The organism is Rhodopseudomonas palustris, assembly GCF_007005445.1.
GTDB classification, from domain to species: domain Bacteria; phylum Pseudomonadota; class Alphaproteobacteria; order Rhizobiales; family Xanthobacteraceae; genus Rhodopseudomonas; species Rhodopseudomonas palustris_G.
Genome location: NZ_CP041387.1, coordinates 283,111 through 308,909, shown reverse-complemented (window position 1 = coordinate 308,909; position 25,799 = coordinate 283,111). Strand labels below are relative to the sequence as shown.

Genomic DNA, 25,799 nt, shown 5'->3' with positions numbered 1-25,799 from the left:
TCGGTCCGACCGTGATAGAGCCCGGCGGCCGCACAAGCAACCGCGCGACCGCGCTCACACCGCGGCTTCGACGGCGGAAGCGGGGCCGAACAGATCTTCGATCGGCGGCAGAGCCTCGCCTTCGATCTTCCGCCAGGCCGCCGCTACAGGGGCGAAGGCGCGGCGGTGATGCACCGTCGGACCGAGCCGGGCCAGCGCATCGAGGTGATCGGGCACGCCATAGCCCTTGTGCTGCTCGAAGCCATAACCGGGGCACTGCTCGGCGAGTCGGCACATCAGTCGGTCGCGCGACACCTTGGCGATGATCGAGGCTGCGGCGATCGAGGCGATCAGGCCGTCGCCACCGATCACCGCTTCACAGTCGCATCTCGTGGCCAACCGGTCCCGACCGTCGACGAACACCTGCTTGGGCAATTCCGGCAGTGCGTGCACGGCGCGGGTCAACGCCCACAGCGAGGCGCGCAGGATGTTGTCGCGATTGATCCGCTCGGGCGACGCATAGACCACCGCCACCTGCGCGGTGGCGCAGATTTCCTCGAACAGCGCCTCGCGCTTTTCAGCCGACAGCCGCTTGGAATCGTCGAGCCCCTTGGGAACGCGCTTGGGGTCGAGCACCACGGCGGCCGCCACCACCGGACCGGCCAACGGCCCGCGCCCGGCCTCGTCGCAGCCGGCGACCGGCCAGATACCGCGCTTGATCAGCGCCCGCTCGCGCCGGAAGCTCGGCGGCGCGACAGCGATCACGCCCTTCAGTCCCTTGGCGGATGCGGGTTTGACGGCCACGGCCTTTTCACCAATCTTGGAGACGGCGGCCTTGGAAGTCGAGGCTTTCGCGCTCGCCGCGTTCCCGCCTGTCGGCTTGACGGCCTTGGCCTTGCCGCCCGATCGGCTCGCGGGCTTCGCCGGAACCTTGATCGGCTGTTTGGTATCCCGAATCATGCCCCGATGCTGCGGGCGAGGCTCAGCCGGCGCAACCGTAAATTCCGGATCGTGCCCGCTATTCGCACCCCGCGGGAACTGCGGCCCTGCTCCCTCAGAACAAACTGAGCTGCTGCCCGGCTCTTTCCGGCCTCTCGAAATGATCGGTCGTCAGCTTGGATCGGCGCTTGTTCAGCCCGAGCCTGGCACAGGCGGTCTCGAACCTCCGCCCGATCATCCAGGCGATCGGGCCGGTGCCCTTCATCCGGGTGCCCCATTGCGAGTCGTAGTCGCGGCCGCCACGCATGTCGCGGATCAGGGTGAAGACGTGACGATAGCGGTCCGGATAGTTCGCCATCAGCCATTCGCGGAACAGGTCGCGCACCTCCAGCGGCAGCCGCAGCAGCACGTAGCTCGCTTCCTTGACTCCGGCATGAGCGGCGGCGTCGAGGATGCGTTCGATCTCCATGTCGTTGAGTGCGGGGATCACCGGCGCCACCATCACGGTGGTCGGGATGCCGGCGTCAGCGAGCAGCTTCAGGGCTTCAAGCCGTTTGGCCGGCGTCGAGGCGCGCGGCTCCATGCTGCGCGCCAGCTTCGGATCGAGCGAGGTGACCGACAGCGCCACCTTGGCGAGCTGACGCTTGGCCATCCGCGCCAGGATGTCGATATCACGCACCACCAGCGCCGACTTGGTGACGATGCCGACCGGGTGCCCGGTCTTCTCCAGCACCTCGAGGATGCCGCGCATGATCTTCTGGTCCCGCTCGATCGGCTGGTAAGGGTCGGTGTTGGTGCCGATCGCGATCGTCTTCGGCTCGTAGTCGGCCGTCGCCAGTTCCTTCTCGAGCAGCGCCGGCGCGTCCGGCTTGGCGAACAGCCGCGACTCGAAATCCAGCCCCGGCGACAGGCCGAGATAGGCGTGGGTCGGCCGCGCGAAGCAGTACACGCAGCCATGCTCGCAGCCACGATACGGGTTGATCGAGCGATCGAACCCGATATCCGGCGAATCGTTGCGGGTGATGACCTTGCGAGCGGTATCCAGAGCGACCGTGGTCTTGAACGGCGGCAGATCCTCAAGGCTCTCCCAACCGTCGTCGAAGGCGGTTCGCGCCTCGGCCTCGTAGCGGCCGCTGGCGTTGGACTGCGCACCGCGACCGCGGCGCCGCTGCTGATCGACCGCCCCCTCGATGGCGGGGAAAGGGGAAGGCGCGCCCACCGGCTCGGAGGGCACCGTGACCGGCGGGCGCTTGAGGGCATTGGATGCTCTGCTCATGCGTCCAAGATAGCGAGTCGTCAGAACAAATCAAGAACAAATACCCGATACCCACCACCGGCTTGAAGTGTCGCGCACGACGTTGCCCCGATGATGGGCATTGTGCGATTCACGGCTGATTTTGCGGCAGTGAGGTGCTAAGCGTGGCGCGCATTTGTCGTCGTAGGGTCACCCGCCGGACATGTTGAGCGTGATCATTTCCACCGAAGGCGTCGAGCGGACCGCCGTCGCCACGTTGGCGTCGCTGGTGCCGGGCGCTGCTGCCGGCGTCGTCAGCGACGTCACCCTGGTCGATCGTGGCGGCAGCGACACCATCGTGCGCGTCGCCGATGTGGCCGGCTGCAATTATCTCGCTTTCGAAGGCAATCGCGCCGAAGCGCTCGCCGCCGGCGCAAGGAACGCGCGTTCGCCCTGGCTGATGTTCCTGCATGCCGGCGCGGTGCTCGATCCCGGCTGGATCGAAGAGACGACACAGTTCATCGAGGGCGTGATGGCCAGCGGCCATCCGCGCGCCGGCATCTTCCGCTATGCGCGGTCGCCCTATGCGCCGAGCGGCTGGCGCGAAAGCCTGACAGCACTGTTGCAGAGCCTCACCGGCTCCGGCGCAGACCAGGGGCTGGTGATCGCGCGCGATCATTACGACCGCCTCGGCGGCCACGTCGTCCGCGGCGCAGAAGCGATGCTGCCGCGCGACCTCGGCCGATCGTCCCGCACCCTGCTGCGCAGCCGCGTCATCCTCGCCGCCTGACCTCTGTTCGCTACCGCTGCCGTGCCGCCGCCGCGCCATAATAGTTGCTATAGGCAAATAATTTATTGACGAGAGCAACTGTTTTGGCTGTGATGGGCTCCCGAGCGCCCTGGCAAGGTCCGCCGAGGATCGTTCGCAGGGCTTCCGAGCGGAGATGAAGACCAATGGAGAAGGGTATCGTGCAGCCGCCCCCGAACCAGGGCGACGACGTTGCGCTGGTGCGGGCATTCAACCGGTTCTACACCGCGCGTCTGGGCGTACTCGAGCAACGGCTGATGGACAGCCCGTTTTCGCTGACGGAAGCGCGGATTCTGTACGAGCTGGCGCATCGCGAAGCGCCGACCGCCAAACAGATCGGCACCGAATTGAAGCTCGACCCCGGCTATCTGAGCCGGATCATTCAGGGCTTTGCCGACGACGGCCTGTTGAAGCGATCCCCCTCGCCGGCCGACCGGCGGCAGCACCTGCTGACGTTGACCGCCAAGGGCCGCGCCGCTTACGCCAAGCTCGAACGCAGCTCGCAGAACGAAGTCACCGCGATGCTGGCGGATTTGCCGCCCGCCGGGCGGACACGGCTGACCGCAGCGATGTCGACGATCCTGGGATTGCTCGAAACCGGCACCGCACCGCCGCCGATCCTGCGCAGTCCGCGCCCCGGTGATATCGGCTGGGTGGTGCAGAGCCACGGCGCGTTCTACGCGGCCGAATACGGCTTCGACGCCTCGTTCGAAGCCCTGGTGGCGGAGATCGCCGGACAGTTCCTGGCGTCGCACGATCCTGGACGCGAACGCTGCTGGATCGCCGAATATGACGGTGCCCAGGCCGGCTCGCTGTTTCTGGTGCGGGACAGCGACGATGTCGCCAAGCTGCGCCTGCTGCTGGTGACACCGCAGGCGCGCGGCCATCGGCTCGGACGCAAGCTGATCGACGAGGCGGTCGGCTTCGCGCGGCACTGCGGCTATCGCAAGGTCACGCTGTGGACGCAGAGCATCCTGACCGCGGCGCGCGGCATCTATCAGGACGCGGGCTTCCAGCGCGTCGGAGCGGAGCCGCATCGCAGCTTCGGCCAGGACCTGATCGGCGAGACCTGGGAGCTGAGCCTGTAATGTCGCCGCGGCGTTCCGCACCGCCGCGCGTCACCGCCGAGCTGATCGCCTTCCACACCAATCGAGGGAAGGCGCTGCGACGCGCCGCGGTCGCAGCCGCCTTGCGCGCGTTGCTGCGCTGGCTGCATTACGCGGTCGTCCGGCGACGCTGAAGCGCGCGGCCTCCGTCGCATCGCGGCGAGACAAACAGTCGCGCCGCCGCGTTGGATCGCGTCGCGCGGGTTGGTGTTTGCGTCGCGGGCTGACGAGCAGGAGACCGTCCTCATGCGACACGCACTGATCCGCTGCCTTGCCGCTTCCGTGATCACTTTCGGCGTCATCGCCGCCCCCGCAGCCGCCCGATCTCCCGATGTGCATTACGTGCCGACGCCGAACAATGTTGTGAATCGGATGCTGGAGCTGGTGAAGCCGAAGCCCGGCGACTACCTGATCGACCTCGGCTCCGGCGACGGCCGGATCCCGATTACCGCCGCAAAGCGCTACGGCATCAACGGTCACGGCGTCGACATCGATCCGGTGCGGATCTCCGAAGCACAGGCCAAGGCAGAGCAGGCCGGCATGACCGGCAAGGTTCAGTTCATCCGGGCCGACCTGTTCGAAACAGAAATCGGCAAAGCAGACATCGTCACGCTGTATCTGCTGGAGACGCTGAACGCCAAGCTGCGGCCCCGCCTGCTCAACGAATTGCGGCCCGGCACCCGGGTTGTGTCGCACGCTTTCAGCATGGGCGACTGGAAGCCGGAACACCACGAGCAGGTCGAAGGTCGTGACGTGTACTTCTGGATCGTGCCGGCGCGGGTGCAGGGCGAGTGGCGACTGCAGAACGGCTCCGAGGCCGAGGTGAGGCTGACACTGACCCAGAACTATCAGGAGGTCGCAGGATCCGCGACGGTCGACGGCCGTCAGACCCGGATCGAGCAGATCAAGCTCAAAGGCGCGGATCTGAGCTTCCGGCTCGGCGGACGTGACTATCAGGGCAAGGTCGAAGGCGACAACATTGTGCCGTCCGGCAAGGGCGACTGGCGTGCGGCGCGGATTTGATCCGTCCGCAGCATCCCGCGCGTGCCCTTGGCGACTGAGCGAGGAGCTTTGTCATGACCGGCCCGACCCGCCCGACCGCCGCACCACGGCCGAGCCTGTCCCTGCTCGACGGCATCGCTATGGTAGTCGGGGTGGTTGTCGGCATCGGCATCTTCAAGACACCCTCGCTGGTCGCCGCCAATGTCGGCAGCGAGGCGATGTTCATCGGACTGTGGCTGCTGGGCGGTCTGATCACGCTCGCCGGCGCCCTGGTCTATGCTGAACTGGCGATGCGGCATCCAAGCGCCGGGGGTGAATACACATTTCTCGACCGCGGCCTCGGCCGCAACGTCGCGCTACTGTTCGCGTGGGCACGGATCTCCGTGGTTCAGACCGGCGCAATCGCTGCGGTGGCTTTCGTGTTCGCCGACTACGCCCAGGCGGTGCTGCCGCTCGGACCGTATGGGATCGCGATCTACGCCGCCGCGGTGCTGGTAGCCACCACCGCGGTCAACTTGCGCGGTACCGTCTATGGCAAGATCGCGCAGAACCTGCTCAGCGGGCTGACGCTGGCGGTGATTGTGCTGATCGTGATCGCAGCGGCGGTCATGGTACCCGTGCAACTGCCGCCCGCCGCGCCGCCGGCCATGAGCAGCGATGGCCTCGGCGCAGCAGGGCTGGCGATGGTGTTCGTGCTGCTGACTTACGGCGGCTGGAACGAAGCCGCCTACATCTCGGCGGACCTGCATGACGGTCGCCGCAACATGCTGCGGCTGCTGTTGCTCGGAACCCTCGCGATCACCTCAATCTACCTGTTGACCAATCTCGCTTATCTGAGCGTGCTCGGACTCGACGCGATCCGAGCATCCGATGCGGTCGCGGCCGACGTGATGCGACTGGCGGCCGGCGACACCGGCGCTCTGTTGCTCAGCATCGCGGTGTGCATCGCCGCGCTGTCGACGCTCAATGCATCGATCTTCACCGGCGCCAGGGTGTATTTTGCGATCGGCGCTGATCTGCCGGCGCTGCGCAAGCTCGGCGCCTGGGACCACGACGGCAATCATCCACGCCGCGCCATCCTGATCCAGAGCGCGGTCGCACTGTTGCTGGTCGCGTTCGGCGCGATGCAGCGCGACGGATTTCAGGCCATTGTGGAATACACCGCCCCGGCATTCTGGCTGTTCATGCTGCTGATCGGCGTGTCGTATTTCGTGCTGCGGCGGCGCGATCCGCAGCGGCCTCTGCTGACTTGGCCGCTATACCCCGCAGTCCCGGGATTGTTCTGCGCCGCCAGTGCCTACCTGCTCTACGCCAGCCTGATGCACACCGGGCTCGGGGCGCTGGTCGGGATCGGCGTGCTCCTCGCCGGCGTACCGCTGATCGCGCTCGCCCAGCGCAACGGCGCGATGGTCCCGGCGGAATAGCGCTGCGGACCATCGCCGTGTTGATCGGCGTGTTGCAGGTGGGAGCCGCCTACGCGGCCCGATCCGCCACCAGCGTTTCGGCGAACTGCGGATAGCACTCTGCAAGCTCGTCGGTCACGCGGCCGCGCAGCAGTGCCAGCGTCTCCGCGTCGGGCTCCGGCGTGACCGGCACCTGCGTGGGCGCGTCGTAATCGAACCCGGTGGCTGCGCGGATATCCTCCGCCGAGCTGCCCCGGTGCGCGCTGCGCAAGAAGAACCGTTTGCGCGCCTTGTCGAAGTCGAACAGCGCCAGTCCGGTCAGCAGCGCGTGCGGTCCCCCCTTGCGGTAGATCCGCTCGCTGACGCCCGGCGCGCTGACGAAATCGACCTTGTCGACCAGAACCCGCGGCGAATGCTCCTCGCGAAACAGGATCACCCGCGGCACCAGATAGTACATGAATGCCGAGCCGAACGAGCCCGGCCAGCGCACGCTGCTCGCCGGATAATCGCCGGTGCCGACCAGATTGATGTTGGCCTGCCCGTCGATCTGGCCGCCGCCGAGAAAGAACGCGTCGATCCGGCCCTGCGCGGTCGCATCGAACAGCTCGAACGAGCCGTTGGTGAAGAAGTTGTGCTGCCGCGAGCCGAGCACGATCACCCGCACCGGATCGCGGCCGCGGCGCTCGTTGCGGGCGCGCAGCAGCATGGCGCCGGCGGCGGGGATCGGCGACGAGGCGCCGACCGCGACGGTGCGGACGCCGTCGAGCAGATCGGCGATGGTTGCGATCAGGATTTCGCGGGAGGTCGCGGGCGCCGTGCTCATGCCACCGCCTCGAACTTCTGAGCGAAGCCCTTCATGTAGGCCGCAAAGCCGTCCGCCGAACGCGCCATCTTGGCGTAGCGCGCGACTTCGGCCGTGTCGGTGGTGTATTCGCCGGCGAGCCCGAGCGGCCATGCGCCGTTCCGGGCTTCGGCGACAGCGCCGACATACAGCGCCGGCAACACGCCGGCAGCACTGCGCTCGTCGGCCAGCAGCGAAGTGTCGATGATACGCTCGACCGTGACCAAGGTGGTCTTCGCCGCATAGGCCATCGCAGCCAGCTCGGCCTGCCGGCCGATCCGTACGTTGCCGAAGCGATCGGCTTCCGGCGCGTGGAAGATCGCGACGTCCGGGCGAATCGCCGGCACCACCACGATCGGATCGTCGGGCGTGAACGGATTATCGATCACTTTCCAATCGCTGCGCATCTTCAGCACGTCGCTGCCGATGATGCCCCGGATCGGCATGAACGGCACGCCCTTCTGCCCGGCGACGAGACCGGCGAGAATCGCCGGGCAGGTCGCGTCTTTCATCGCGAACGCGCTGCGGCGAATGCCGTCGGCAAACCGCGGCGCGCCGCCGGCTTCGCCGAGCGTGATCGCACTGGTTTCCACGGTGCCGACCAGGCCCTCACCGATCAGCATATCGGCCTGGATGCCGCTGATCGGCACACAGACGAGGTGCAGGTTGCGCGGACGATTGGCGATGATCGCGGCGGTCGCGGCCATCGCGACGCCGCCATTGTCGGACGGCAGCGCGACCGTCATGCCGTCGCGGATTTGCGCGGCGAGCGCCTCGATCGATACGATCTGTCCCAAAGCATTCTCCCATCGTCGCTGCGCGATTGTTGCGCGTTGTGATTGGCGTCGATGGTTCCGTGGTGCGGCGCTGCTGTCAAGGTGCAGGCGCGCAGACGGTCATGAGCAAGGGTCAGCTCGTGCCGCGGCGCAAGTGCTCGTCGAGACGCGGCATGATCTCGACGAAATTGCAGGGCCGCGTGCGATAGTCGAGCTGCGCGGCGAGGATGCCGTCCCAGCCATCACGGCAGGCGCCGGGCGAGCCCGGCAGGCAGAAGATGTAGGTGGCGCCCGCGACGCCGGCAGTGGCGCGCGACTGGATCGTCGAGGTGCCGATCTTGGCCCAGCTCAGCATGTGAAAGGCGATCGAAAACCCGTCCATCCGCTTTTCGAACAGCGGCTCGATCGCTTCCGGCGTGACGTCGCGGCCGGTGAAGCCGGTGCCGCCGGTGGAGATGATCACGTCGACGCCATCGTCGGCGATCCAGCGCCGGACGATGGCGCGGATCTTCTCGACATCGTCGGTGACGATCTCACGCGCCGCCAGCCTGTGCCCGGCCCCGTTCAGCCGCTCGACCAGCGTCGCCCCCGACTTATCATCGTCGAGCGACCGCGTGTCCGACACGGTGAGCACCGCGATGTTGAGCGGGATGAATTGCTTTGGTTGCTCTTTGCTCGCCATGACCGCCCTATCGAATCGATACCTGCGTCATGGCCGGGCTGGTCCCGGCCATCTACGTCTTGATCACATCGCGAGACGTGGATTCCCGGCGCAAGGCCGGGCATGACGAATTCGGATAGTCATCGTGCGCCCGAGCCTTACAGCCGCTCCGCCGCGAAGGTGTTGCAGGCCTGGATCGTACCTTGCTGATACCCGGTCATGAACCAGCGTTTGCGCTGCTCGGCGGAGCCGTGGGTGAAGGAGTCCGGCACGACCTCCCGGCCGGCGCGGCGCTGCAGGGTGTCGTCGCCGATCGCAGCCGCCGTGGTCAGAGCCGCGTCGATGTCACCGTCTTCCAGGAAGTTCGGCCGCTTCTTCTTTTCGCGATTGACCCAGACGCCCGACAGGCAGTCGGCCTGCAACTCGACCTGCACCTGCAGGGCGTTGGACCGCGGTCCTTGACCGTACTGCCTCTGCTTCTGATTGACCTTGTCGAGGATGCCGAGCTCGTTCTGGACGTGATGACCGACCTCGTGGGCGATGATGTAGGCCGCAGTGAACTGGCAGGCCGAGCCGGAGCAGCCGCGGAAGCGGGTTTCGACCTGTTTGAAGAACGAGGTGTCGATATAGATCTGCCGGTCGGGCGGACAATAGAACGGCCCCATCGCCGCCTGCGCCATGCCGCAGCGCCCGCCGTTGGTGCGGCCGCGGAACAGCACGATCTTCGGCCCCACATACTTCTGGCCGCTCGCCTTGAAGATTTCGGTCCAGCGGTCGTCGATCTCGCCGAGCACGCCGGAAATCATGCTGCCCATTTCGTCGGTCGGCGCGCCCTGCTTGCCGGCGCGGCTGTCGGTCTGGTGCTGCTGCGTCGACTGTGACAACATCTCGGCGCCGCCGATCAGCAGCCGCGGGTCGATGCCGAGCGCCCAGCCGACGATTCCGAGCACCACGATGGTGCCAATGCCAAGCCCGCCGCCGCCCATTGGAAAACCGAATCCGCCGCCGCCCCCACCGCCACCGTCCTGGTCCCGGCGGTCATCGATATTGTCGCTGCGACGGAAATCATCGAAACGCATCAGCCTGTCCTCGGTTTGGCCGCACCGGCGATTCGGGGCCGGTCCTCGTCTGTAGCCGATCGGGAAAAATCGGCGACAATTAGCATTAACCCGCTCGGTAAATATTGCCTAGTGCATAGCCCTGACGCCGCCGAGGCGCTCATCACCCCATCCGCGCGGCGCCGGACTTGCGTCAACGCCACTGAGGCGATCGTGGCGAGATCCCTCCGTTCGATATGCCGGCAGAGAGAACTGTTCCTCGGATCGTTCGTTCCGTGGTCACCAAATTGCAATCCAATTAAGTCGATTTTTACTTTGCCGCGCCAATGTATCGCCAGTCGGTTGTTTAGTCCCGCGTCTCCGACGGCGTCACATGAGTCAGGTTAGTTGAGTCATGGTTGTGTCGCGTAGCGGGGCGTCTGCAAGGGCGCCCCGCACTCAATTTGAATACGAGCCCGAGAGCCAGATCATCGTCGGCGACTGCATCGCCGAGATGGAGAAGCTCCCGGCAAAGTCGGTCGATCTGGTGTTCGCCGATCCGCCGTACAATCTGCAGCTCAAAGGTGCGCTGAAGCGTCCCGACGAATCGGAAGTCGACGCCGTCGACGACGATTGGGACAAATTCGCGTCGTTCGCCGCCTACGACAATTTCACCCGCGCTTGGCTGCTCGCCGCGCGCCGGATCATGAAGCCGTCGGCGACGCTGTGGGTGATCGGCTCCTACCACAACATCTTCCGCGTCGGCGCGATCATGCAGGACCTCGGGTTCTGGCTGCTCAACGATATCGTCTGGCGCAAGTCCAATCCGATGCCCAATTTCCGTGGCCGTCGTTTCACCAATGCGCACGAGACCATGATCTGGGCGGCGCGCGACGAGAACGCCAAAGGCTACACCTTCAACTACGATGCGCTGAAGGCCGCCAACGAGGACGTTCAGGCCCGCTCGGACTGGCTGATTCCGCTGTGCACCGGCGAAGAGCGGCTGAAGGGCAAGGACGGCAAGAAGGTGCACCCGACGCAGAAGCCCGAACAGCTTCTGGCGCGCGTGCTGCTGAGTTCGTCGCGGCCCGGCGATCTGGTGGTCGATCCGTTCAACGGCACCGGCACGACGGGGGCCGTCGCCAAGCGTTTGCGCCGCAACTACATCGGCTTCGAACGCGACCGGACCTACGCCGAGGCGGCACGGGCGCGAATCGACGCGATCGAACCGCTGCCCGACGATACTCTGAAGCCGTTCCTCACCGCACGCGATGCGCCACGGGTGGCGTTCTCCGAACTGATCGAGCGTGGCATGATTTCGCCCGGCGCGCGCCTCGTCGATTCGAAGAAGCGGCACGGCGCGCTGGTGCGCGCCGACGGAGCGATCATGCTCGGCGACAAGGTCGGATCGATTCACCGGATCGGCGCCATGGCGCAGGGGTCCGAAGCCTGCAACGGCTGGACGTTCTGGCACGTGGAGACCAGCAAGGGGCTCCGGCTGATCGACGAGCTTCGCACCGAGATCCGCAACACGATGATCGCGTGACGAATCAGAGCCGAGGTTCTGATCGAATCAGACCCGAAGCTCTGTTTTGTCTCGAGGCGCGCTCTTGACGCGAACCGCTATCAACTTCGCTGGAAATCGCTTCAGCTTCCGCCGATGAACCGTCCGATTCGGTACTTCCGCAGCAGCGCGTCTGCTTCGGGCGAGTGCTTACGGCCCTTGGTCTTGGTGTCGTAAGCCTCGGTCGCTTCCTTGCCGCACCACGGCTCGATGATGCTCGGCCGCGACGGATGATCCGGCAGATAAGCTGCCAGGTCGTACACGCCGCCGCGAATCGCCATCCAGCAATCGTCGGGGGTGGCGTGCCGGGCAAGTTCGGCGCCCCCGATCTCGCGCTCGGCCGCGACCGCCGCTTGATCGGCCGGCGCCATCAGATTGCCGATCCAGAGCCCGGCGACCGCAATCCAGAACACGGCGGTCGAAACGTAGAACAGCTTGCGCATCATCTGAACTCGAAATTCTCGTAGTGAACATGCCGGGCGGCGACGCCGCGCGCGGCGAGCACCGATTTCAGTGCGGCGACCAGACCGGGCGGTCCGCACAGATAGCATTCGATTCCTGACAATCGGCTGGCGTCGGGGAGCAGCTTATCGAGGTCGGGCAGATCGTCGCCGGTGGCGGCGCAGTGCAGCGTCAGATTCGGCTCCGCGCTTGCGGCCGCTCGCAATTCCGGCAGGAACGCGGCGTCGGCCTCGGTCCGGTACAGATACAGCAACCGGGTCGGCTGCAACAGCGGACCTGCATTCAACACCGCCATGAACGGGGTGACGCCGATACCGCCCGCGATCCAGAGCTGCGGTCCCGCATCGCGCGGTTCGATCAGGCCGCCGAAGCCACCGATCACCCGTGCCGCCACCCCGGCTTCGATCGCCAGCATCTTGCTGGTACAATCACCGAGCGCCTTGATGGCAAGATGCAGTTCATTCCCGGCGCGAATCGCGCTGACAGTGAACGGATGAAACTCACCGCAGCCGCGGTAGCGACGGCCGTCTCCGAACTCGACCAGCACGAACTGCCCCGGAAACACGATCGCCGGTTCGCCGAGCGGCCGCAGCGCAATCTCGACCGAGCGTTCGGCAAGGGGGCGCGCCGATGTCACAAGATACGGCCGTGCCCCGAGCCCGAGATCGCCGCGGATCAGGCGCCAACCAAGGATCGCCCCGGCGACCGCGAGGATCGGCACAACCGGTTCGTCAATGCCGAGCAGGATCAGATGCACCAACCCGATCAGCACGCCGAGGCCGAGCAACGCATGCAGCCAGCGCCAGGTGCCGTAGCGGATATGCCGGACGAAGGTGGTGGCGAGCCCCACCATCAACAGAAGCAGCCCGAGCCAGCCGGACCACACCTGCCAGCTCTCGGTCGACGGCGACAGCGTCTGCCAGGCGACCTTCGGCGACGACGACCAGTTGTTGGCGGCAAGCGCCAGCGGATGCAGCAACAGCAGCACGTAGGCGGCGACGCCGGTCACGTGGTGCCAGCGATACATCCGCTCCAGCCCGCCGAGCCAGGCGGCGAGCCGCGGCTCGCGCAGCATCAGCAGCAGGCTGACCAGCAGCAATCCACAGCCGAGCCAGCCGGTGACGATTCCGGCGACGCGGAGCGGCGCGAGGCCTTCGGGAAAGGCCCAGACCGCGAACCCAACAGGCACCGCCAAGGTCAGCAGCGGAATCGACCAGCGCCGCGATGCTGAACCGGCGGTCGACACGGGCTCAATCCGCCCGAGATTTGAGATGATCACAGAAGTCGCGACCGCCTCCTGGTAAGTCGAGACCACGCTCGCGCGCCCGTTGCACCATCAGAGCGTGGTGGCCGGCACGATAAGCCTCGCAGGCGGCGTAGTCGGTAAACCCGCGGACCCGGGCCTGATGCGCGATCCGCTCCTGCGGCGACATCAGCATCCAGCCACGGGTGTTGCCTTCGTCGGCACGCCACGGCGCGGCACCCGCTGGGGCTGCGCTCAGCACTAATCCGGACAGACTGATCATCACGGCGGCATGGGCCGCCGAGCGGATGCAGAGCATGATCGTCATCCCGCTGCGCTGCGATGCCGCAGCTTAGCGCGACCGCGACGGTTGTGAAGATGATTCACGTCAAGCAGAGGGGGAGATTGGCGGGCGCCCTCCCTCCCTCCGTCATTGCGCTCGCAATGACGAGGACAGGTCAGTGTGCGAAGCTGTTACTTCTTGTCGGTCTTCTTCGCCGCCTCGCGGGCGTCCTTGATCGCCTGCTTGAACAGCGCGACGTCCAGCACGCCGGGAACCCGGAAGCGACCGATGATGAACGACGGAGTTCCCTGGAATCCGAACGCCTTGGCCTGGGCGTCGTTGCGCTTCAGGATCGCCTCGATCGCGGCGCGGTTGGCGTCGAGATCCCGGGTCGCGCGACCGACATCAACGCCGCCGCCCTCGAGCGATGCCTTCAGCGTCGCGTCGGTGAGCTTGGATGGCGCGCCGATCAGTGCCTGGTGCGCCTCCAGAAACTTGCCCTGGTACTTGGCGGCGAGCACCATCTTCGCGGCATCCACCGAGACGCCGCCGAAGATCGGCCAGTCCTTCAGCACCAGCCTGATCCGGCCGTCGTCATTGACGACCTGCATCAGGTCCGGAGCCACTTTCTTGCAGTACGAGCAGCGATAATCCGACCATTCGACGATGGTGATGTCGCCGTTGGGATTGCCGGCGACGGGAATTTCCGCATCGTACAGCACCGCGTTGGTCGACAGCACGTCCTCGGAGTCGGGAACGGCCGGCGCGCCCCAGGCTGCGGCCGCAGCCAGGCCGGGGGCGAGCGCCAGCGTCGCCGTCAGGGCCGACCGTCGCGTGATCATCATCGGTTCCAATCCTCAGGTCCGACCCCGGATCCAAGGGTCGGCTCACTTGTGCCTCGGATCGGACCGCGGCGCCATCACTTTGCCGTGGCCGGTGGCGGGCTCGGCGATTTGTCACGCAGAACGATGTAGATCGCCGGAATCACCAGCACCGTCAGCAGCGTCGACGACGCGAGGCCGAACAGCAGCGAGATCGCCAGCCCCTGGAAGATCGGGTCGAGCAGGATCGTCGCCGCACCGATCATCGCCGCCAGCGCGGTCAGCAGGATCGGCTTGAACCGCACCGCGCCGGCTTCGAGCACGACCTCGCGCAACGTCTTGCCGGCGCCGCCGGAATGGCGGATGAAATCGACCAGCAGGATCGAGTTTCGCACGATGATGCCGGCGAGCGCGATAAAGCCGATCATCGATGTGGCGGTGAACGGCGCGCCGAACAGCCAGTGACCGATCAGGATTCCGATCAGCGTCAGCGGGATCGGCGTCAGGATCACCAGCGGCAGCTTGAAGCTCTTGAACTGCGCCACCACTAGCACGTAGATGCCGAGGATCGCAGCGCCGAACGCCGCGCCCATGTCGCGGAACGTCACCCAGGTGATCTCCCACTCGCCGTCCCACAACAGCGTCGGTCTGGATTCGTCCGACGGCTGGCCGTGCAGGCTGATCGCCGGCTTCGGCAGCTTGCCCCAGTCGTGGGAGTCGATCAGCTTGGCGACGTCGAGCATGCCGTACAGCGGCGCCTCGAACTTGCCGGCGAGCTCGGCCATCACCATGTCGGCGAACCGGCCGTCGCGACGGAAGATCATCGGCGAGCCGACTTCCTTGCTGGCGTTCACCAGTTGGCCGAGTTCGACCACCGTCTTGGCGCCGGGCAGCGAATTCGCCGGGACAGGCGTCGAGGCCAGCGCCTCGTTCCATTCGAGGTCGCGCTTCGGCAGCCCGACCGTGATGGCGATCGGATTGCGGCCCTCGCCGCGATGCGAGTAGCCGATCGAGGTGCCGCCGAACAGCGCCTGGATGGTGTCGTAGACGTCCTTCTGCTCGACGCCGAAGAACTCCAGCCGGTCCTGATCGATCGACAGCCGCAGCCGGGGCCGCGGCTCGCCGATCGAATTGTCGACGTCGACGATGAAAGGCACCTGCTTGAAGATCTTCTCGACCTCGGCGGTCACCGCGCGGCGGGTGGCGGCGTCGGGGCCGTAGATCTCCGCCAGCAGCGTCGACAGCACCGGCGGACCGGGCGGCACCTCGACCACCTTGAGGCTGGCGCCTTCCGGCAGCTTCAACGCGGTCAGCCGTTCGCGCAGGTCGAGCGCAATGGCGTGGCTGGCGCGGCTGCGCTCGCCGCGCTCTTTCAGGTTCACCTGCAACTCGCCGAGTTCGGGCCGTTCGCGCAAGTAATAATGCCGCACCAGGCCGTTGAAATTGAACGGTGCCGGCGTGCCGGCGAAGGTCTGCACCGAGGTGATCTCGGGCAGGCCGCGAGCGATGTCGGCGGCGGCGAACAGCGTGCGCTCGGTATCCTCCAGCGTCGCGCCCTCGGGCAGATCGAGGATCACCGCGATCTCGCTCTTGTTGTCGAACGGCAGCAGCTTGACCGTGACCGACTTGGTGTAGAACAGCGTCATCGACAGCAGCGTCGCGATACCCACCCCGAGCAGGAAGATCCACGACGCGCGCTTGCTGGCGACGATCGGCGTGGCGAGCCGGCGATACAGCCGGCCGAGCCGGCCTTCGTCGTGGTCGCCGTGCGAAGCCACCGCGGCGCCCTGCTTCGGCGCCAGCTTCAGCATCAGCCACGGCGCCACCATCATGGCGACGAAGAACGAGAACAGCATCGCGGCCGAGGCGTTGGCGGGGATCGGCGCCATATACGGCCCCATCAGCCCCGACACGAACAGCATCGGCAGCAGCGCGGCGACCACGGTCAGGGTCGCGATCACGGTCGGATTGCCGACCTCGGCCACCGCCTCGATGGTGGCCTGCAGCCGCGGCCGTCCGTCCTTCATCCCCCAGTGCCGGGCGATGTTCTCGACCACCACGATGGCATCGTCGACCAGGATGCCGATCGAGAAGATCAGTGCGAACAGGCTGACGCGGTTGATGGTGTAGCCCATCAGGTTGGCGGCAAACAGCGTCAGCAGAATCGTCGTCGGGATCACCACAGCGGTGACGATCGCCTCGCGCCAGCCGATCGCGATCGCGATCAGCACCACGATCGAGATCGTGGCGAGGCCGAGATGGAACAGCAGCTCGTTGGCCTTCTCGTTGGCGGTCTCGCCGTAGTCGCGGGTGATGGTGACGGCGACGTCCTTGGGGATCAGCGAGCCTTGCAGCGTCGCCAGCCGCGCCTTGATGTCGTGCGACACTACCACGGCGTTGGCGCCGGCGCGCTTGGCGAGCGCCAGCGTCACCGCCGGCACGCGGTCCCATTTGCCGCTCGCGTCGCGGGCGTCGTTCCACACCCGGTGCTCGGCCATGTTCGGCCCGATGATCACCGAGGCGACGTCCTTGACGTAGACCGGACGATTGTCGCGGGTCGAGATCAGCAACAGCCCGATGTCGGGAATCCCCATCAGGGTCTGGCCTGCGGAGACGCTGCGCATCGTGCCGGCATCACGCACATTGCCGGCGAGGAACGAGCGGTTGGCGTCCTTCACCTTGGCGACGAGTTGCTGCAGCGTGACGCCGTACAGCGACAGCTTTTCCGGATCGGGCTCGACCCGGATCTGCTGCGCGCCGCCGCCGGAGATGTAGGTCAGGCCGATGCTGTCGACCTTCATCAGCTCGGAGCGCAGCTTGTCGGCGACTTCGTACAGATCCTTGTCGGTCCAGCGTGCCGCGGCTTCCGGCTTCGGCGACAGCGTCAGCACAGTGACGGCGACGTCGTTGATGCCGCGGCCGACGATCAGCGGCTCGGGAATGCCGACCGGAATGCTGCCGATATTGGCGCGGATCTTCTCGTGCACACGCAGGATCGCGTCTTCGGCCTTGGTACCGACCAGGAACCGCGTGGTGACCATCACGCGGTCGTCTTCGGTCTGGCTGTAGACGTGCTCGACGCCGTCGATGCCCTTGACGATCGCTTCCAGCGGCTTGGTCACCAGCTCGACGGCATCCGGCGCGCGCAGGCCGTCGGCGTTGATGCGGATGTCGACCATCGGCACGCTGATCTGCGGCTCCTCCTCGCGCGGGATCGCGGCGAGCGCGATCAGCCCGGCGATCAGCGACGCCAGCAGGAACAGCGGAGTCAGCGGCGACCGGATGGTGGCCTTGGTCAGATGGCCCGAAATTCCCAGATTCACGGCTGCACCAGTCTGTCGCCATTGCGCAGACCCGAGAGAATCTCGAGCCCGTCGGGCATTGCTTGGGTCGGGTGTTCGCGGCCGCGCTGCACCGGCACCGCCACAGTCTTGCCGGGCTCGCCGACATGGACGTAATCGATGCCGAACTCGGTGGAGACGAACCTGGCCGGGATCACGAACGCGTCGCGCTCGCCCCCGGAGATCCACACCCGCAGCCGATCGCCGACGAAATATTGCGGCAGCCCCTCGACGCTGGCGTCCGCCACCACACGCCCGTCCTCGATCTGCGGATACACCAGCTCGACCGTCCCGAACTTGGCGACGTGATCACCGAACTCGCTGCCGTCGACGCGGATCTTGTCGCCGGCCTTGAGGAAACGGGCGTGCCGCTCCGGCACCCGCAGCCGCAACTTGTAGTGCTGCTGCGCCACGGTGACGATCGGATCGCCCTGCAGCACCACCGAGCCGACGGTGATCATCTTCTTGAGGACGCGGCCGTCGTCGGGGGCCAGCACCTGGCCTTCCTTGAACTGCTGCTGCACCACCGACCGCTCCGCGGTCTTGGCGCGCAGATTGTTCTCGGCGACGTTGAGCGCGGTGCGGGCTTCGTCGAGCTTGGTGCGCGGCAGCGTGCCGCGCTCGACCAGACCGCTGGTGCGGTCGTAGTCGATCTGCGCCTGGCTCGCCTGGGCCTGCAGCGCCTGGATCTGGGCGTCGAGCGAATTCATCTGCAGCGTCAGCTTGTCGTCGCCGATCGTCGCGATTTCCTGGCCGGCCTTGACGCTGTCGCCCTCACGGACCTTCAGCGCCACCACGGTGCCGCCGATCCGGCTCCGCGCCGGCACCACGCTGATGCTCTCGACGGTCGCGAACACCGCCTTCTCGTCGGAGATCGTGGTCCCCGCCACCGTCAGTGTGTCGGCCGCATTCGCCACCCCGACGCCCCACAGCATCGCGGCGATCACACAGCCCGTCGTCCATCCGCCCATTCGCATGTCATGCCCTTGCAGGTTTGCGACCCGTCTTCTCCAGCGGCTGACCGGGACAGTACACCCGATACAGCGTCGTCAGGAGTTCACGCGCCGGTTCGCTGGCGATCGAATAGAAGATCGACTGGGCGTCGCGCCGCGCCGACACCAGCCCGTCTTTGCGTAGCAGCGCGAGATGCTGCGACACCGTCGAATCGCGCAGGCCGATCACCTCGGCGAGCTCGCCGACCGAGCGCTCGCCACCGATCAACTGGCAGATGATCAGCAGCCGGTGCCGGTTCGACAGCGCCTTGAGAAGCTCGCTCGCCTCGTCGGCGGCGGCCATCATGGGATCGACCTTTATTTTCATAGTTGCGTATATACGATTATTCGAATATATCGTCAATACGAATTCCGAAACGGGCCGTACGGCGGTCCGGGCAATGGAGAAAGGGGCAGTTCATGAATCTCGATCAGACCGTACTCGCGTTCGCCGGCACAGTCGTGCTCGTCAGCCTGACTCTCGGCTGGCTGGTCAGCCCGTATTGGCTGCTGCTGACGGCGTTCGCCGGCGTCAACATGATCCAGGCGTCGTTCACCGGATTCTGCCCGGCGGCGATCGTGTTCAAGAAGCTCGGCCGACCGGCCGGCAACGCGTTTTCGTAAGCGCGCGGCGCATCAAGCGCGTCATTGCCGGGCGCAGTCCCGGCAATCCATCATCAAGAAAATCGCTCCGTCACTGCGAGCGAAGTGCAGCAATCCAGCAGCGCCGAACACGGGGCCTGGATTGCCTGGACGCGGAGCCTGTGCCCGGACGGCGCGAAGCGCCGATCCGGCTGCTCCTCGCGATGACCAATCGAGAGGCGACCGCCTGAGTCTGTCTCAGGCAGCCCGGCCGCAATTGCAGTTGCAGCCGCCTTCTTCTTCCTCGTCGTCGTGATCGTGCGGCGCGGCCGGCGCCAGCGATCCGGCGAGGTAGTTCTGGATCGCGGTGACCGGATCGGTCTCCGAGGTGGTGATGGCGACGACGCCGCGCGCCGCCATCCGGCTGAGGAACCCGGGGCCGGCGCTGCCGGCGATCACCACGCTGACCTTGTCGAGCGGATGCGCGCCGTCTTCCTTGAATTCATGGATCGACATCTCCTTCGGCAGGTCGAGCCGGTCGACCTCCTGCGGCGGGCGGCACGGCGCCGCATCGAACACCAGAAAACGGCGGCTTTTGCCGGCGTGGCCGGTCACGGTGCGGAAGTTCTGGCTGGCGACTGCGATCAACATGGCTATCTCTCGTGCAGCGATGGGACAAAAGATCGACGCGGCGGCCGCGCGTCATGGCGCGGCCACGCGGGTCGGATTGCGTGGCGTAGCTGGTGGGAGGCCGAACCTTGAGCGCCGCGCCGGAGCGCGGCGCCCGAAGGGCAGAACAGCAACCGAAGCAGGCGCGAGGCCCGCTCAGGTCTCGCCGATCACGATCTTGGCGTCGCCGTCGAATTTGTACGGCACCAGCGCGAGGTTGAGCGGCGCCGGCCCGAGCCTGATGCGACCGGAAGAGTCGTATTGCGAGCCGTGGCACTGACAGAACCAGCCGTCATAGTTGCCCTGGTGCTCGGTCGGGATGCAGCCGAGGTGGGTGCAGATCGCCGATACCACCAGCCACTGCTCCTTGCCCGGCTTGACGCGTTCCGAATCCGGCTGCGGATCCCGCATGCTCCGCCAATCCGCCGTCTGCGCCGACTCGATTTCCTTCGGCGTGCGGTGATTGATGAAGATCGGCTGGCCGCGCCAGAACACCTTGATCACTTGCCCTTCGGCGACCGGAGCGAGATCGACTTCCAGCGGGAAGCCGGCCGCAACCGTGCCTGCATCGGGATTGAGTTGCGAGATGAACGGCCACACCAGGGCGGCGGTGCCGACCGTGGCCAGAGCACCTGTGGCCAAGTACAACACGTCACGTCGGTTCGGTTGTTCAGACGTCATTGCGGTCATTTTCGTCTCCTGAAGAGTGACGCGGTGCCGGATTGCTGGTTGGGCACCTGGTCGAATGCGTCGTCCAATTGGCGAGAGTCACCCCTCGCCTGCGTTTTGCGAAGCTCGCCGGCGGCGCGAGCGAGAATCGCAACAAGCTCTGCTTCGTTGTCCGGGTCTTTTGCGATCTGGCGGATCGCGACCTCGCGGAGGTTGTCGAGCGCAGCGCGCAGCAGCGGCGGCAGATCGCCGGCCTCCGGAGCGCCCTCGCCGTTCTGTTGCCGCATCATCTCGCCGAAGCTGGCGAGGCGATCGAACACCGCCTCGGCGAGCGCGCGATTGGCGGCGAGATGATCGCGCCCCTCGTCGGTGGCGACATAGAGTTTCTTGGCGCCTTCAGGCTGAGCAACGACGTGGCCGGTCTCTTCGAGATAGGTCAGGGTCGGATACACCACGCCCGGACTGGGCGCGTACCAGCCGGCGGTTTTCTCCTCGATCACCTTGATGATGTCGTAGCCGTGGCGCGGCTGCTCGGCGATCAGCGCCAGCGCGATCAGCTTGAGGTCGCCTTGCGCCAGCATCCGTCCGGCGCGCGTCATCTCCCCGCCGATGCCGCGCCCGCCCATACCGCGGCGCCCCCAGCGGCAGCCCGGCATTCCGAACCCGCATCGTCGCGGGCCATTGTCGACGCCGTCCATGACGACCTCCTGAAAGATATATCTTACGTAGTGACGACCCCGCCCCAAGTAAAGATATATCTTTGGCGCCGAGATCAGTTTTGACGTGCTGATCGAAGAACGGTGTCTAGCTACTTATCCCATTCAAGACCCGGTGGTTTTCCGATACTGACCGTTGATCCAAATCAAACTTAGAACCAGCCCAAAATATATCGTCCGCTCACATTCAAATGTTCCCCCGACATTTGAGGCCCGGATGGCGCGCCCTGCGCCCGGCTCGGGCGGAGGCCGAAAAGGCCCGGCAAGGACAGGAGAAGATCATGATCAAGGTTGCGGTTGTGCTGTGGATCATCGGCGGGGCGACCCTCGCCGGTATGATGATGGTCGCGGTGCTGGTGGTGCCGAGCCTGGCCGAACAGGCAATGCGCTGGATTCCGATCGCGGTCGGCTGCGGCTTCGTCATCGCCATGCCGATCTCGTTCCTGGTCGCCCGCAAGATCGCAAGCCCCTCGGTCCGCTGAACGATTCGGGCCGGGACGCTGGCGCGAGCGTCTCGATCCCGCCTGGCAGATCCCGCATGATTTCGCCCGGAGACGGCCTCCCCCTCTCCGGGGACGAAGCTCCAGCGAAAGCCCTCCCATGACAGATACCAATATCGAAGGGCCGCTCTATGCGGCCCGCAAGAAGGTCTATCCGCAGGCTGTTCATGGCCGATTCCGCCGGATCAAATGGGCGCTGCTGGCTATCACGCTGTCGATCTACTACTTCACGCCGTTCCTGCGCTGGAATCGCGGCCCCGGCCTGCCTGATCAGGCGGTGCTGATCGATCTGCCCGCCCGGCGGTTCTATTTCTTCTTCATCGAGCTGTGGCCGCAGGAAGTCTACTACTTCACCGGCCTGCTGATCATCGCCGCACTGGTGCTGTTCCTGATGAACGCGCTCGCCGGCCGGGTGTGGTGCGGCTATCTGTGTCCGCAGACGGTGTGGACCGATCTGTTCTACGCGGTCGAGCGGCTGGTCGAAGGCGACCGCCGCGACCGGATCGCCAAGGACAGGCACGGCCTGACCATGCGCAGGGTCGGCGAGATCGCGCTCAAGCACTTCATCTGGCTGATGATCGCATGGTGGACCGGCGGCGCCTGGGTGCTGTACTTCGCCGACGCGCCGACGCTGGTGAAGGAGCTGGTCACCTTCCAGGCGCCGATGGTCGCCTATGTCTGGATCGGCATCCTCACCTTCACCACCTACACGCTGGCCGGCTTCATGCGCGAGCAGGTGTGCATCTACATGTGCCCGTGGCCGCGCATCCAGGCGGCGCTGACCGACGAATGGGCGCTCAACGTCACCTATCGCTACGATCGCGGCGAGCCGCGGATGTCTGTGAAGAAGGCCGAGGTCATCCGTGCCCACGGCGAAATCGCCGGCGACTGCATCGATTGCCACCAATGCGTCAATGTCTGCCCGACCGGAGTCGACATCCGCCAGGGCCTGCAGCTCGGCTGCGTGCAATGCGGCCTGTGCATCGACGCCTGCAACACGGTGATGAAGCAGGTCGGCCGGCCGCCGGACCTGATCGCTTACGACACCGACCTCAACATCCAGCGCCGTCTCGACGGAAAGTCCTCGGTGTATCGGCCGGTCCGCGCCCGCACCCTGATGTATTCCGGGCTGATCGTTCTGGTCGCCGCCGTGATGGTCTATGCGCTGGCGATCCGCGGCTCACTCGATCTCAATGTGCTGCACGAACGCAATCCGCTGTTCGTGACGCTGTCCGACGGCAGCGTGCGGAACGACTACACCGTGCGGCTGCTCAACAAGCGCCCGACCGCGCGCGTGTTGCAGGTGTCGGTGAGCGGCGTGCCGGGCGCGCGGCTGCAGGCGGTCGGCCTCGATCCCGACGCCAAGGATCGCCTCGACGTCGAAGTGGGGCAGGACCAAACCCGCGAATTGCGCGTATCGGTACTGGTGCCGAGCAACGAGGTGCCGAGCAAATCGATCAACATCACGTTCGAGGTCAAAGACCCTCAGACCGGCGAGACGGCGACCTCGGTCGACCACTTCGTCCCGCCGACATCGAACTGATCGCTGCTGCGCGGGGCGGATCACACCGTCCCGCGCAGCAGATTCGAAAGGCCCTGGTAGAGCAGCGCCACCGACACCACGAACAGCAACGTATAGGCGATCCGGTAGAACAGGTCGGTCGGCGTCCGTTTCACCAGCCAGATCCCGGCCATATTGGCGGCGGCTGCGAGCGGCAGCAGCGCCAGCGAGGTGCCGAGATTGGCCGGGGTGAACTGCCCCAGCAGGAAATACGGACCGATCTTCAGCGCATTGACGATCGCAAAGAAGATCGTGGTGGTGCCGACCAGCACCAGCTTCGGCAGGAGCTGCGGCAGCATGTAGACCTGATACGGCGGGCCGCCGCCTTGCGTCATGAACGAGGTGAAGCCGGACACCGTGCCCCAGAACACGCCGGCCGCATCCGACAGCTTCACCGCCGACGCCCTTGGCCGCAGCCAGACGTTGAGCACGAACGCCAGCCCGACGCCTCCGACGATCAGCCGCACCGCATCGTCCGACACGATCGAGGCGGTCCACCAGGCGATCCCCATTCCGAGCACCGCGCCGGGCAACATCACCTTCAAACTGCGCGCGTCCCAATGGCGCCGATAGACGTAGAGCGAAATCAGATCCTGGGTGATCAGCACCGGCAGCAACAATCCGGCCGCCTCGAGCGGCGGCAGATACAGCGCCAGCAGCGGGGTCGCCGCGATGCCGACGCCGGAGAAGCCTCCTTTCGCGAGTCCGAGCAGGAACACGGCGGGGATTGCGACGGCGTAGAACCAGGGATCGAGGATGATCGACAAGTGGGCACTCTCGGGTGGCCGACGCGCCGCGCGAAGCGCGGAGCAGTCCCGCTGTATAGGTCAAAGCTCGCCCGTGCCACCCCGGTCTGTCGGCGCGCGAGCTGCGCGCAGCAGAGAAGGTCCGGCGCGGCCGGGGAAACTCTCAGTTCCTCCCGCACGGCGAGAAATCGGCTGCACGGCGCCGTTTGGAACGGCGCCACGGACGCCGCGTTGGCGCCTCAGCAAGCGAGGATCACCGCCATGCGTGGAAAGAAGTCGGCAACTCGGGCAGTCCAGGCCACGATCAAGAGACTGACCGCGCAGACCCGCACAGTATCGCGTTTGGCGGCAATCGCCAGCCACGCCATGATGGGCGCCGCGATCGGGCTTGGCTTTGCCTTCGTGGCGATGTGGTCGCCGAACTTCGGCGTCACCCCGGCGCTGCTCAGCCTCCCCGAACACAGGGTATTCGATTTTGCCCTGACATCGGCTTTCGGCTTCGCGATCGTCGCAGCGCTCACCGGCCTCGCATTGGGCGAGGCCGACGAAAGCTGAGCATCAGGCCGCGGACCGCGCCGTCGCCGACTCGACCGCGAAGTCGAGCCGCAACGGGCTGCGGAAGGTCGACGACGGCATCCAGTTGAGGTGCTGCTCGGTGCGCGTGTAGTCCGGCACCACCTTGTGGAATTCGTCGAACGCGATCCTGATCGCCATCCGGGCGATTGCCGATCCGAGGCAGGCGTGCACGCCGCCGCCGAAGCCGAGATGGCCTTTCGGCTTGCGCTTGAGATCGTAAACATCGGCATTGGGGAATTGCCGCTCGTCGCGGTTGGCCGAGCCGTAAGCCAGGCAGACGAAGTCACCGGCCTTCATGGTGACACCGTGCAGCGTCAGGTCGCTTTGCAGGCAGCGTTTGAACCGCTGCGCAGAAGTGTTGAAGCGGAGCGACTCCTCGACCGCGTCCGGCAGCAGCGCCGGATCGGCGACCACGGCACGGCGGACGTCGCCGAAATCGGCGAGGTTCAGCGCCAGCATGCTCATGAATCCGCCGAGCGACTCGATGCCGGCCATGATCAGTGTCGTGGTGGTGAGCAACACCTCGCGTTCGTCGAGCCGGTCGCCGTCGATCTCGGCCATGCTGAAATGCGAGATCAGATCGTTCTTCGGCTCGGCGCGGCGCTGCGCGATCACGCTCGATGCGTAGTCCTGCATCCAGGCGTAGGCGGCCAGATGCTCCGGCCCCTTGGCGCGGCTCACCGGATCGCTCTGCACCATCAGCACCGCCTTGTCGCGCACGGTCTGCTCGTCGCCGATCGGCAAGCCGAGCGCCGCGAACAGCACCCGCACGGTGAATTTGGACGAAAAGTCGCTGATGAAGTCGAATTGCTCGCGGCCGCGCAGTGCTTCAGCGGCGTCACGCGCGATCTCGCGCATCGGATCGGCAAGGGCTTCGAGATTGCGCTTCATGAAGGCGTGCTGCACCAGGCCACGCAGCCGATCGTGGCGCGGCGGATCGGTGGTGCCGAGCGTCGCGCCGGCGCGGTTCGGCAGCTCGGTCATCAGGTTGCCCTTCGCCGAGGAAAACACCTGCCAGTTGGTGCCGGCGCCGGCGACGTCGATATAGCGGGACAGAATCCACATCTGCGCCGCATCGCTCCAGAACACCGGATGTTCGTCGCGCAGCGTCTTGTAGAGCGGGAACGGGTCGGCATCGACGACGGGCGAATACGGATCGAAGCTGAACATCGGGCGAATCCTCGGGAGTTGCGGTGATGTTTTGTTTGTTGCGACGGCGCCATCAAGAGTAGCAGCCTCATCCTGAGGAGCCCCGGCGCAGCCGGGGCGTCTCGAAGGATGCGCCACG

At 66.0% G+C, this 25,799-nt stretch carries 27 protein-coding genes and 1 pseudogene; 10 read left to right on the top strand and 18 right to left on the bottom strand.

Annotation, left to right across the window (positions count from 1 at the left end; genetic code table 11):
* Nucleotides 1–54 precede the first annotated feature (54 nt).
* Together FLL57_RS01435 and FLL57_RS01430 are read right to left on the bottom strand one after the other, a co-directional pair.
* Nucleotides 55–939: a ribonuclease HII gene (locus FLL57_RS01435; protein ID WP_142881940.1), complete on the bottom strand. Its 885-nt coding sequence runs from the start codon at nt 937–939 to the stop codon at nt 55–57.
* 94 nt (nt 940–1,033) lie between these two features.
* Nucleotides 1,034–2,194 carry a PA0069 family radical SAM protein gene (locus FLL57_RS01430; RefSeq protein WP_142881939.1) on the bottom strand — a complete coding sequence of 387 codons (1,161 nt, stop codon included), beginning with the start codon at nt 2,192–2,194 and terminating at the stop codon, nt 1,034–1,036.
* A 181-nt stretch (nt 2,195–2,375) separates the two neighbouring features.
* On the opposite strand from FLL57_RS01430, the gene FLL57_RS01425 reads away from it, so the two are divergent.
* From FLL57_RS01425 to FLL57_RS01410, 5 genes are all read left to right on the top strand, one after another.
* Nucleotides 2,376–2,942, top strand: a complete 567-nt coding sequence (locus FLL57_RS01425; protein ID WP_142881938.1) for a glycosyltransferase — start codon at nt 2,376–2,378, stop codon at nt 2,940–2,942.
* A gap of 164 nt (nt 2,943–3,106) precedes the next feature.
* A complete protein-coding gene (locus FLL57_RS01420; RefSeq protein WP_013500975.1) occupies nt 3,107–4,048 on the top strand; it encodes a bifunctional helix-turn-helix transcriptional regulator/GNAT family N-acetyltransferase in 942 nt (313 codons plus the stop codon).
* Nucleotides 4,048–4,200, top strand: a complete 153-nt coding sequence (locus tag FLL57_RS23230) for a hypothetical protein (protein WP_185966175.1) — start codon at nt 4,048–4,050, stop codon at nt 4,198–4,200. Before FLL57_RS01420 ends, FLL57_RS23230 begins: the two co-directional genes overlap by 1 nt.
* Nucleotides 4,201–4,312: 112 nt before the next feature.
* Nucleotides 4,313–5,089: an SAM-dependent methyltransferase gene (locus tag FLL57_RS01415; RefSeq protein ID WP_013500973.1), complete on the top strand. Its 777-nt coding sequence runs from the start codon at nt 4,313–4,315 to the stop codon at nt 5,087–5,089.
* Between the two features lie 53 nt (nt 5,090–5,142).
* Complete coding sequence (locus FLL57_RS01410) at nt 5,143–6,492, top strand: APC family permease (protein ID WP_142881937.1); 1,350 nt, start codon at nt 5,143–5,145, stop codon at nt 6,490–6,492.
* 49 nt (nt 6,493–6,541) lie between these two features.
* Here the strand turns inward: FLL57_RS01410 and FLL57_RS01405 are convergent, their stop codons facing one another.
* The 4 genes from FLL57_RS01405 to ypfJ form a co-directional block, all read right to left on the bottom strand.
* Nucleotides 6,542–7,294, bottom strand: a complete 753-nt coding sequence (locus tag FLL57_RS01405; RefSeq protein WP_142881936.1) for a CoA-transferase — start codon at nt 7,292–7,294, stop codon at nt 6,542–6,544.
* Nucleotides 7,291–8,109, bottom strand: coding sequence for a CoA transferase subunit A (locus tag FLL57_RS01400; RefSeq protein ID WP_013500970.1), 819 nt, complete (start codon nt 8,107–8,109; stop codon nt 7,291–7,293). The genes FLL57_RS01405 and FLL57_RS01400 overlap by 4 nt, the downstream gene beginning before the upstream one ends.
* 112 nt (nt 8,110–8,221) lie before the next feature.
* A complete protein-coding gene (gene moaB, locus FLL57_RS01395) occupies nt 8,222–8,770 on the bottom strand; it encodes a molybdenum cofactor biosynthesis protein B (protein ID WP_047309718.1) in 549 nt (182 codons plus the stop codon).
* A gap of 137 nt (nt 8,771–8,907) precedes the next feature.
* Nucleotides 8,908–9,828 carry a KPN_02809 family neutral zinc metallopeptidase gene (gene ypfJ / locus FLL57_RS01390; RefSeq protein ID WP_142881935.1) on the bottom strand — a complete coding sequence of 307 codons (921 nt, stop codon included), beginning with the start codon at nt 9,826–9,828 and terminating at the stop codon, nt 8,908–8,910.
* A gap of 373 nt (nt 9,829–10,201) precedes the next feature.
* Here ypfJ and FLL57_RS01385 point away from each other — a divergent pair, with 373 nt between their 5' ends.
* Nucleotides 10,202–11,332, top strand: coding sequence for a site-specific DNA-methyltransferase (locus FLL57_RS01385; protein WP_013500967.1), 1,131 nt, complete (start codon nt 10,202–10,204; stop codon nt 11,330–11,332).
* Between the two features lie 101 nt (nt 11,333–11,433).
* On the opposite strand, the gene FLL57_RS01380 is transcribed toward FLL57_RS01385, so the two are convergent.
* From FLL57_RS01380 to FLL57_RS01350, 7 genes are all read right to left on the bottom strand, one after another.
* Entirely contained in the window at nt 11,434–11,796 is a 363-nt protein-coding gene (locus FLL57_RS01380; protein ID WP_013500966.1) for a cytochrome b5 domain-containing protein, read from the bottom strand.
* Entirely contained in the window at nt 11,793–13,058 is a 1,266-nt protein-coding gene (locus FLL57_RS01375; protein WP_142881934.1) for a ferric reductase-like transmembrane domain-containing protein, read from the bottom strand. The genes FLL57_RS01380 and FLL57_RS01375 overlap by 4 nt, the downstream gene beginning before the upstream one ends.
* A 4-nt stretch (nt 13,059–13,062) precedes the next feature.
* Complete coding sequence (locus FLL57_RS01370; protein ID WP_142881933.1) at nt 13,063–13,374, bottom strand: hypothetical protein; 312 nt, start codon at nt 13,372–13,374, stop codon at nt 13,063–13,065.
* 155 nt (nt 13,375–13,529) lie between these two features.
* Nucleotides 13,530–14,183: a DsbA family protein gene (locus FLL57_RS01365; protein ID WP_142881932.1), complete on the bottom strand. Its 654-nt coding sequence runs from the start codon at nt 14,181–14,183 to the stop codon at nt 13,530–13,532.
* 74 nt (nt 14,184–14,257) lie between these two features.
* A complete protein-coding gene (locus FLL57_RS01360; RefSeq protein ID WP_142881931.1) occupies nt 14,258–17,482 on the bottom strand; it encodes an efflux RND transporter permease subunit in 3,225 nt (1,074 codons plus the stop codon).
* A complete protein-coding gene (locus tag FLL57_RS01355; protein ID WP_142881930.1) occupies nt 17,479–18,477 on the bottom strand; it encodes an efflux RND transporter periplasmic adaptor subunit in 999 nt (332 codons plus the stop codon). The genes FLL57_RS01360 and FLL57_RS01355 overlap by 4 nt, the downstream gene beginning before the upstream one ends.
* A gap of 1 nt (nt 18,478) precedes the next feature.
* Nucleotides 18,479–18,799 carry an ArsR/SmtB family transcription factor gene (locus tag FLL57_RS01350; RefSeq protein ID WP_013500960.1) on the bottom strand — a complete coding sequence of 107 codons (321 nt, stop codon included), beginning with the start codon at nt 18,797–18,799 and terminating at the stop codon, nt 18,479–18,481.
* 113 nt (nt 18,800–18,912) lie between these two features.
* Between FLL57_RS01350 and FLL57_RS01345 the strand changes: the two genes are divergently transcribed.
* Entirely contained in the window at nt 18,913–19,116 is a 204-nt protein-coding gene (locus FLL57_RS01345; RefSeq protein ID WP_142881929.1) for a YgaP family membrane protein, read from the top strand.
* A gap of 216 nt (nt 19,117–19,332) precedes the next feature.
* Here FLL57_RS01345 and FLL57_RS01340 read toward each other — a convergent pair whose 3' ends face one another.
* From FLL57_RS01340 to FLL57_RS01330, 3 genes and pseudogenes are all read right to left on the bottom strand, one after another.
* Nucleotides 19,333–19,725, bottom strand: a complete 393-nt coding sequence (locus tag FLL57_RS01340) for a NifB/NifX family molybdenum-iron cluster-binding protein (RefSeq protein ID WP_013500958.1) — start codon at nt 19,723–19,725, stop codon at nt 19,333–19,335.
* 174 nt (nt 19,726–19,899) lie between these two features.
* Entirely contained in the window at nt 19,900–20,433 is a 534-nt protein-coding gene (gene petA, locus FLL57_RS01335; protein WP_013500957.1) for a ubiquinol-cytochrome c reductase iron-sulfur subunit, read from the bottom strand.
* A 92-nt stretch (nt 20,434–20,525) separates the two neighbouring features.
* Nucleotides 20,526–21,110: pseudogene (locus FLL57_RS01330) on the bottom strand (PadR family transcriptional regulator); the annotation flags it as partial.
* Between the two features lie 299 nt (nt 21,111–21,409).
* On the opposite strand from FLL57_RS01330, the gene FLL57_RS01325 reads away from it, so the two are divergent.
* Both FLL57_RS01325 and ccoG read left to right on the top strand, forming a co-directional pair.
* Nucleotides 21,410–21,610 carry a hypothetical protein gene (locus FLL57_RS01325; protein WP_013500955.1) on the top strand — a complete coding sequence of 67 codons (201 nt, stop codon included), beginning with the start codon at nt 21,410–21,412 and terminating at the stop codon, nt 21,608–21,610.
* A 118-nt stretch (nt 21,611–21,728) separates the two neighbouring features.
* Complete coding sequence (ccoG, locus tag FLL57_RS01320; RefSeq protein WP_142881928.1) at nt 21,729–23,171, top strand: cytochrome c oxidase accessory protein CcoG; 1,443 nt, start codon at nt 21,729–21,731, stop codon at nt 23,169–23,171.
* Nucleotides 23,172–23,191: 20 nt separating this feature from the next.
* Here ccoG and FLL57_RS01315 read toward each other — a convergent pair whose 3' ends face one another.
* Nucleotides 23,192–23,956, bottom strand: a complete 765-nt coding sequence (locus tag FLL57_RS01315) for a sulfite exporter TauE/SafE family protein (RefSeq protein WP_013500953.1) — start codon at nt 23,954–23,956, stop codon at nt 23,192–23,194.
* Between the two features lie 240 nt (nt 23,957–24,196).
* Here FLL57_RS01315 and FLL57_RS01310 point away from each other — a divergent pair, with 240 nt between their 5' ends.
* Nucleotides 24,197–24,490 (top strand): hypothetical protein, encoded by a 294-nt coding sequence (locus tag FLL57_RS01310; RefSeq protein ID WP_142881927.1) that lies wholly within the window; start codon nt 24,197–24,199, stop codon nt 24,488–24,490.
* 3 nt (nt 24,491–24,493) lie between these two features.
* Here the strand turns inward: FLL57_RS01310 and FLL57_RS01305 are convergent, their stop codons facing one another.
* Nucleotides 24,494–25,681, bottom strand: a complete 1,188-nt coding sequence (locus FLL57_RS01305) for a cytochrome P450 (RefSeq protein ID WP_142881926.1) — start codon at nt 25,679–25,681, stop codon at nt 24,494–24,496.
* Nucleotides 25,682–25,799: the final 118 nt, after the last annotated feature.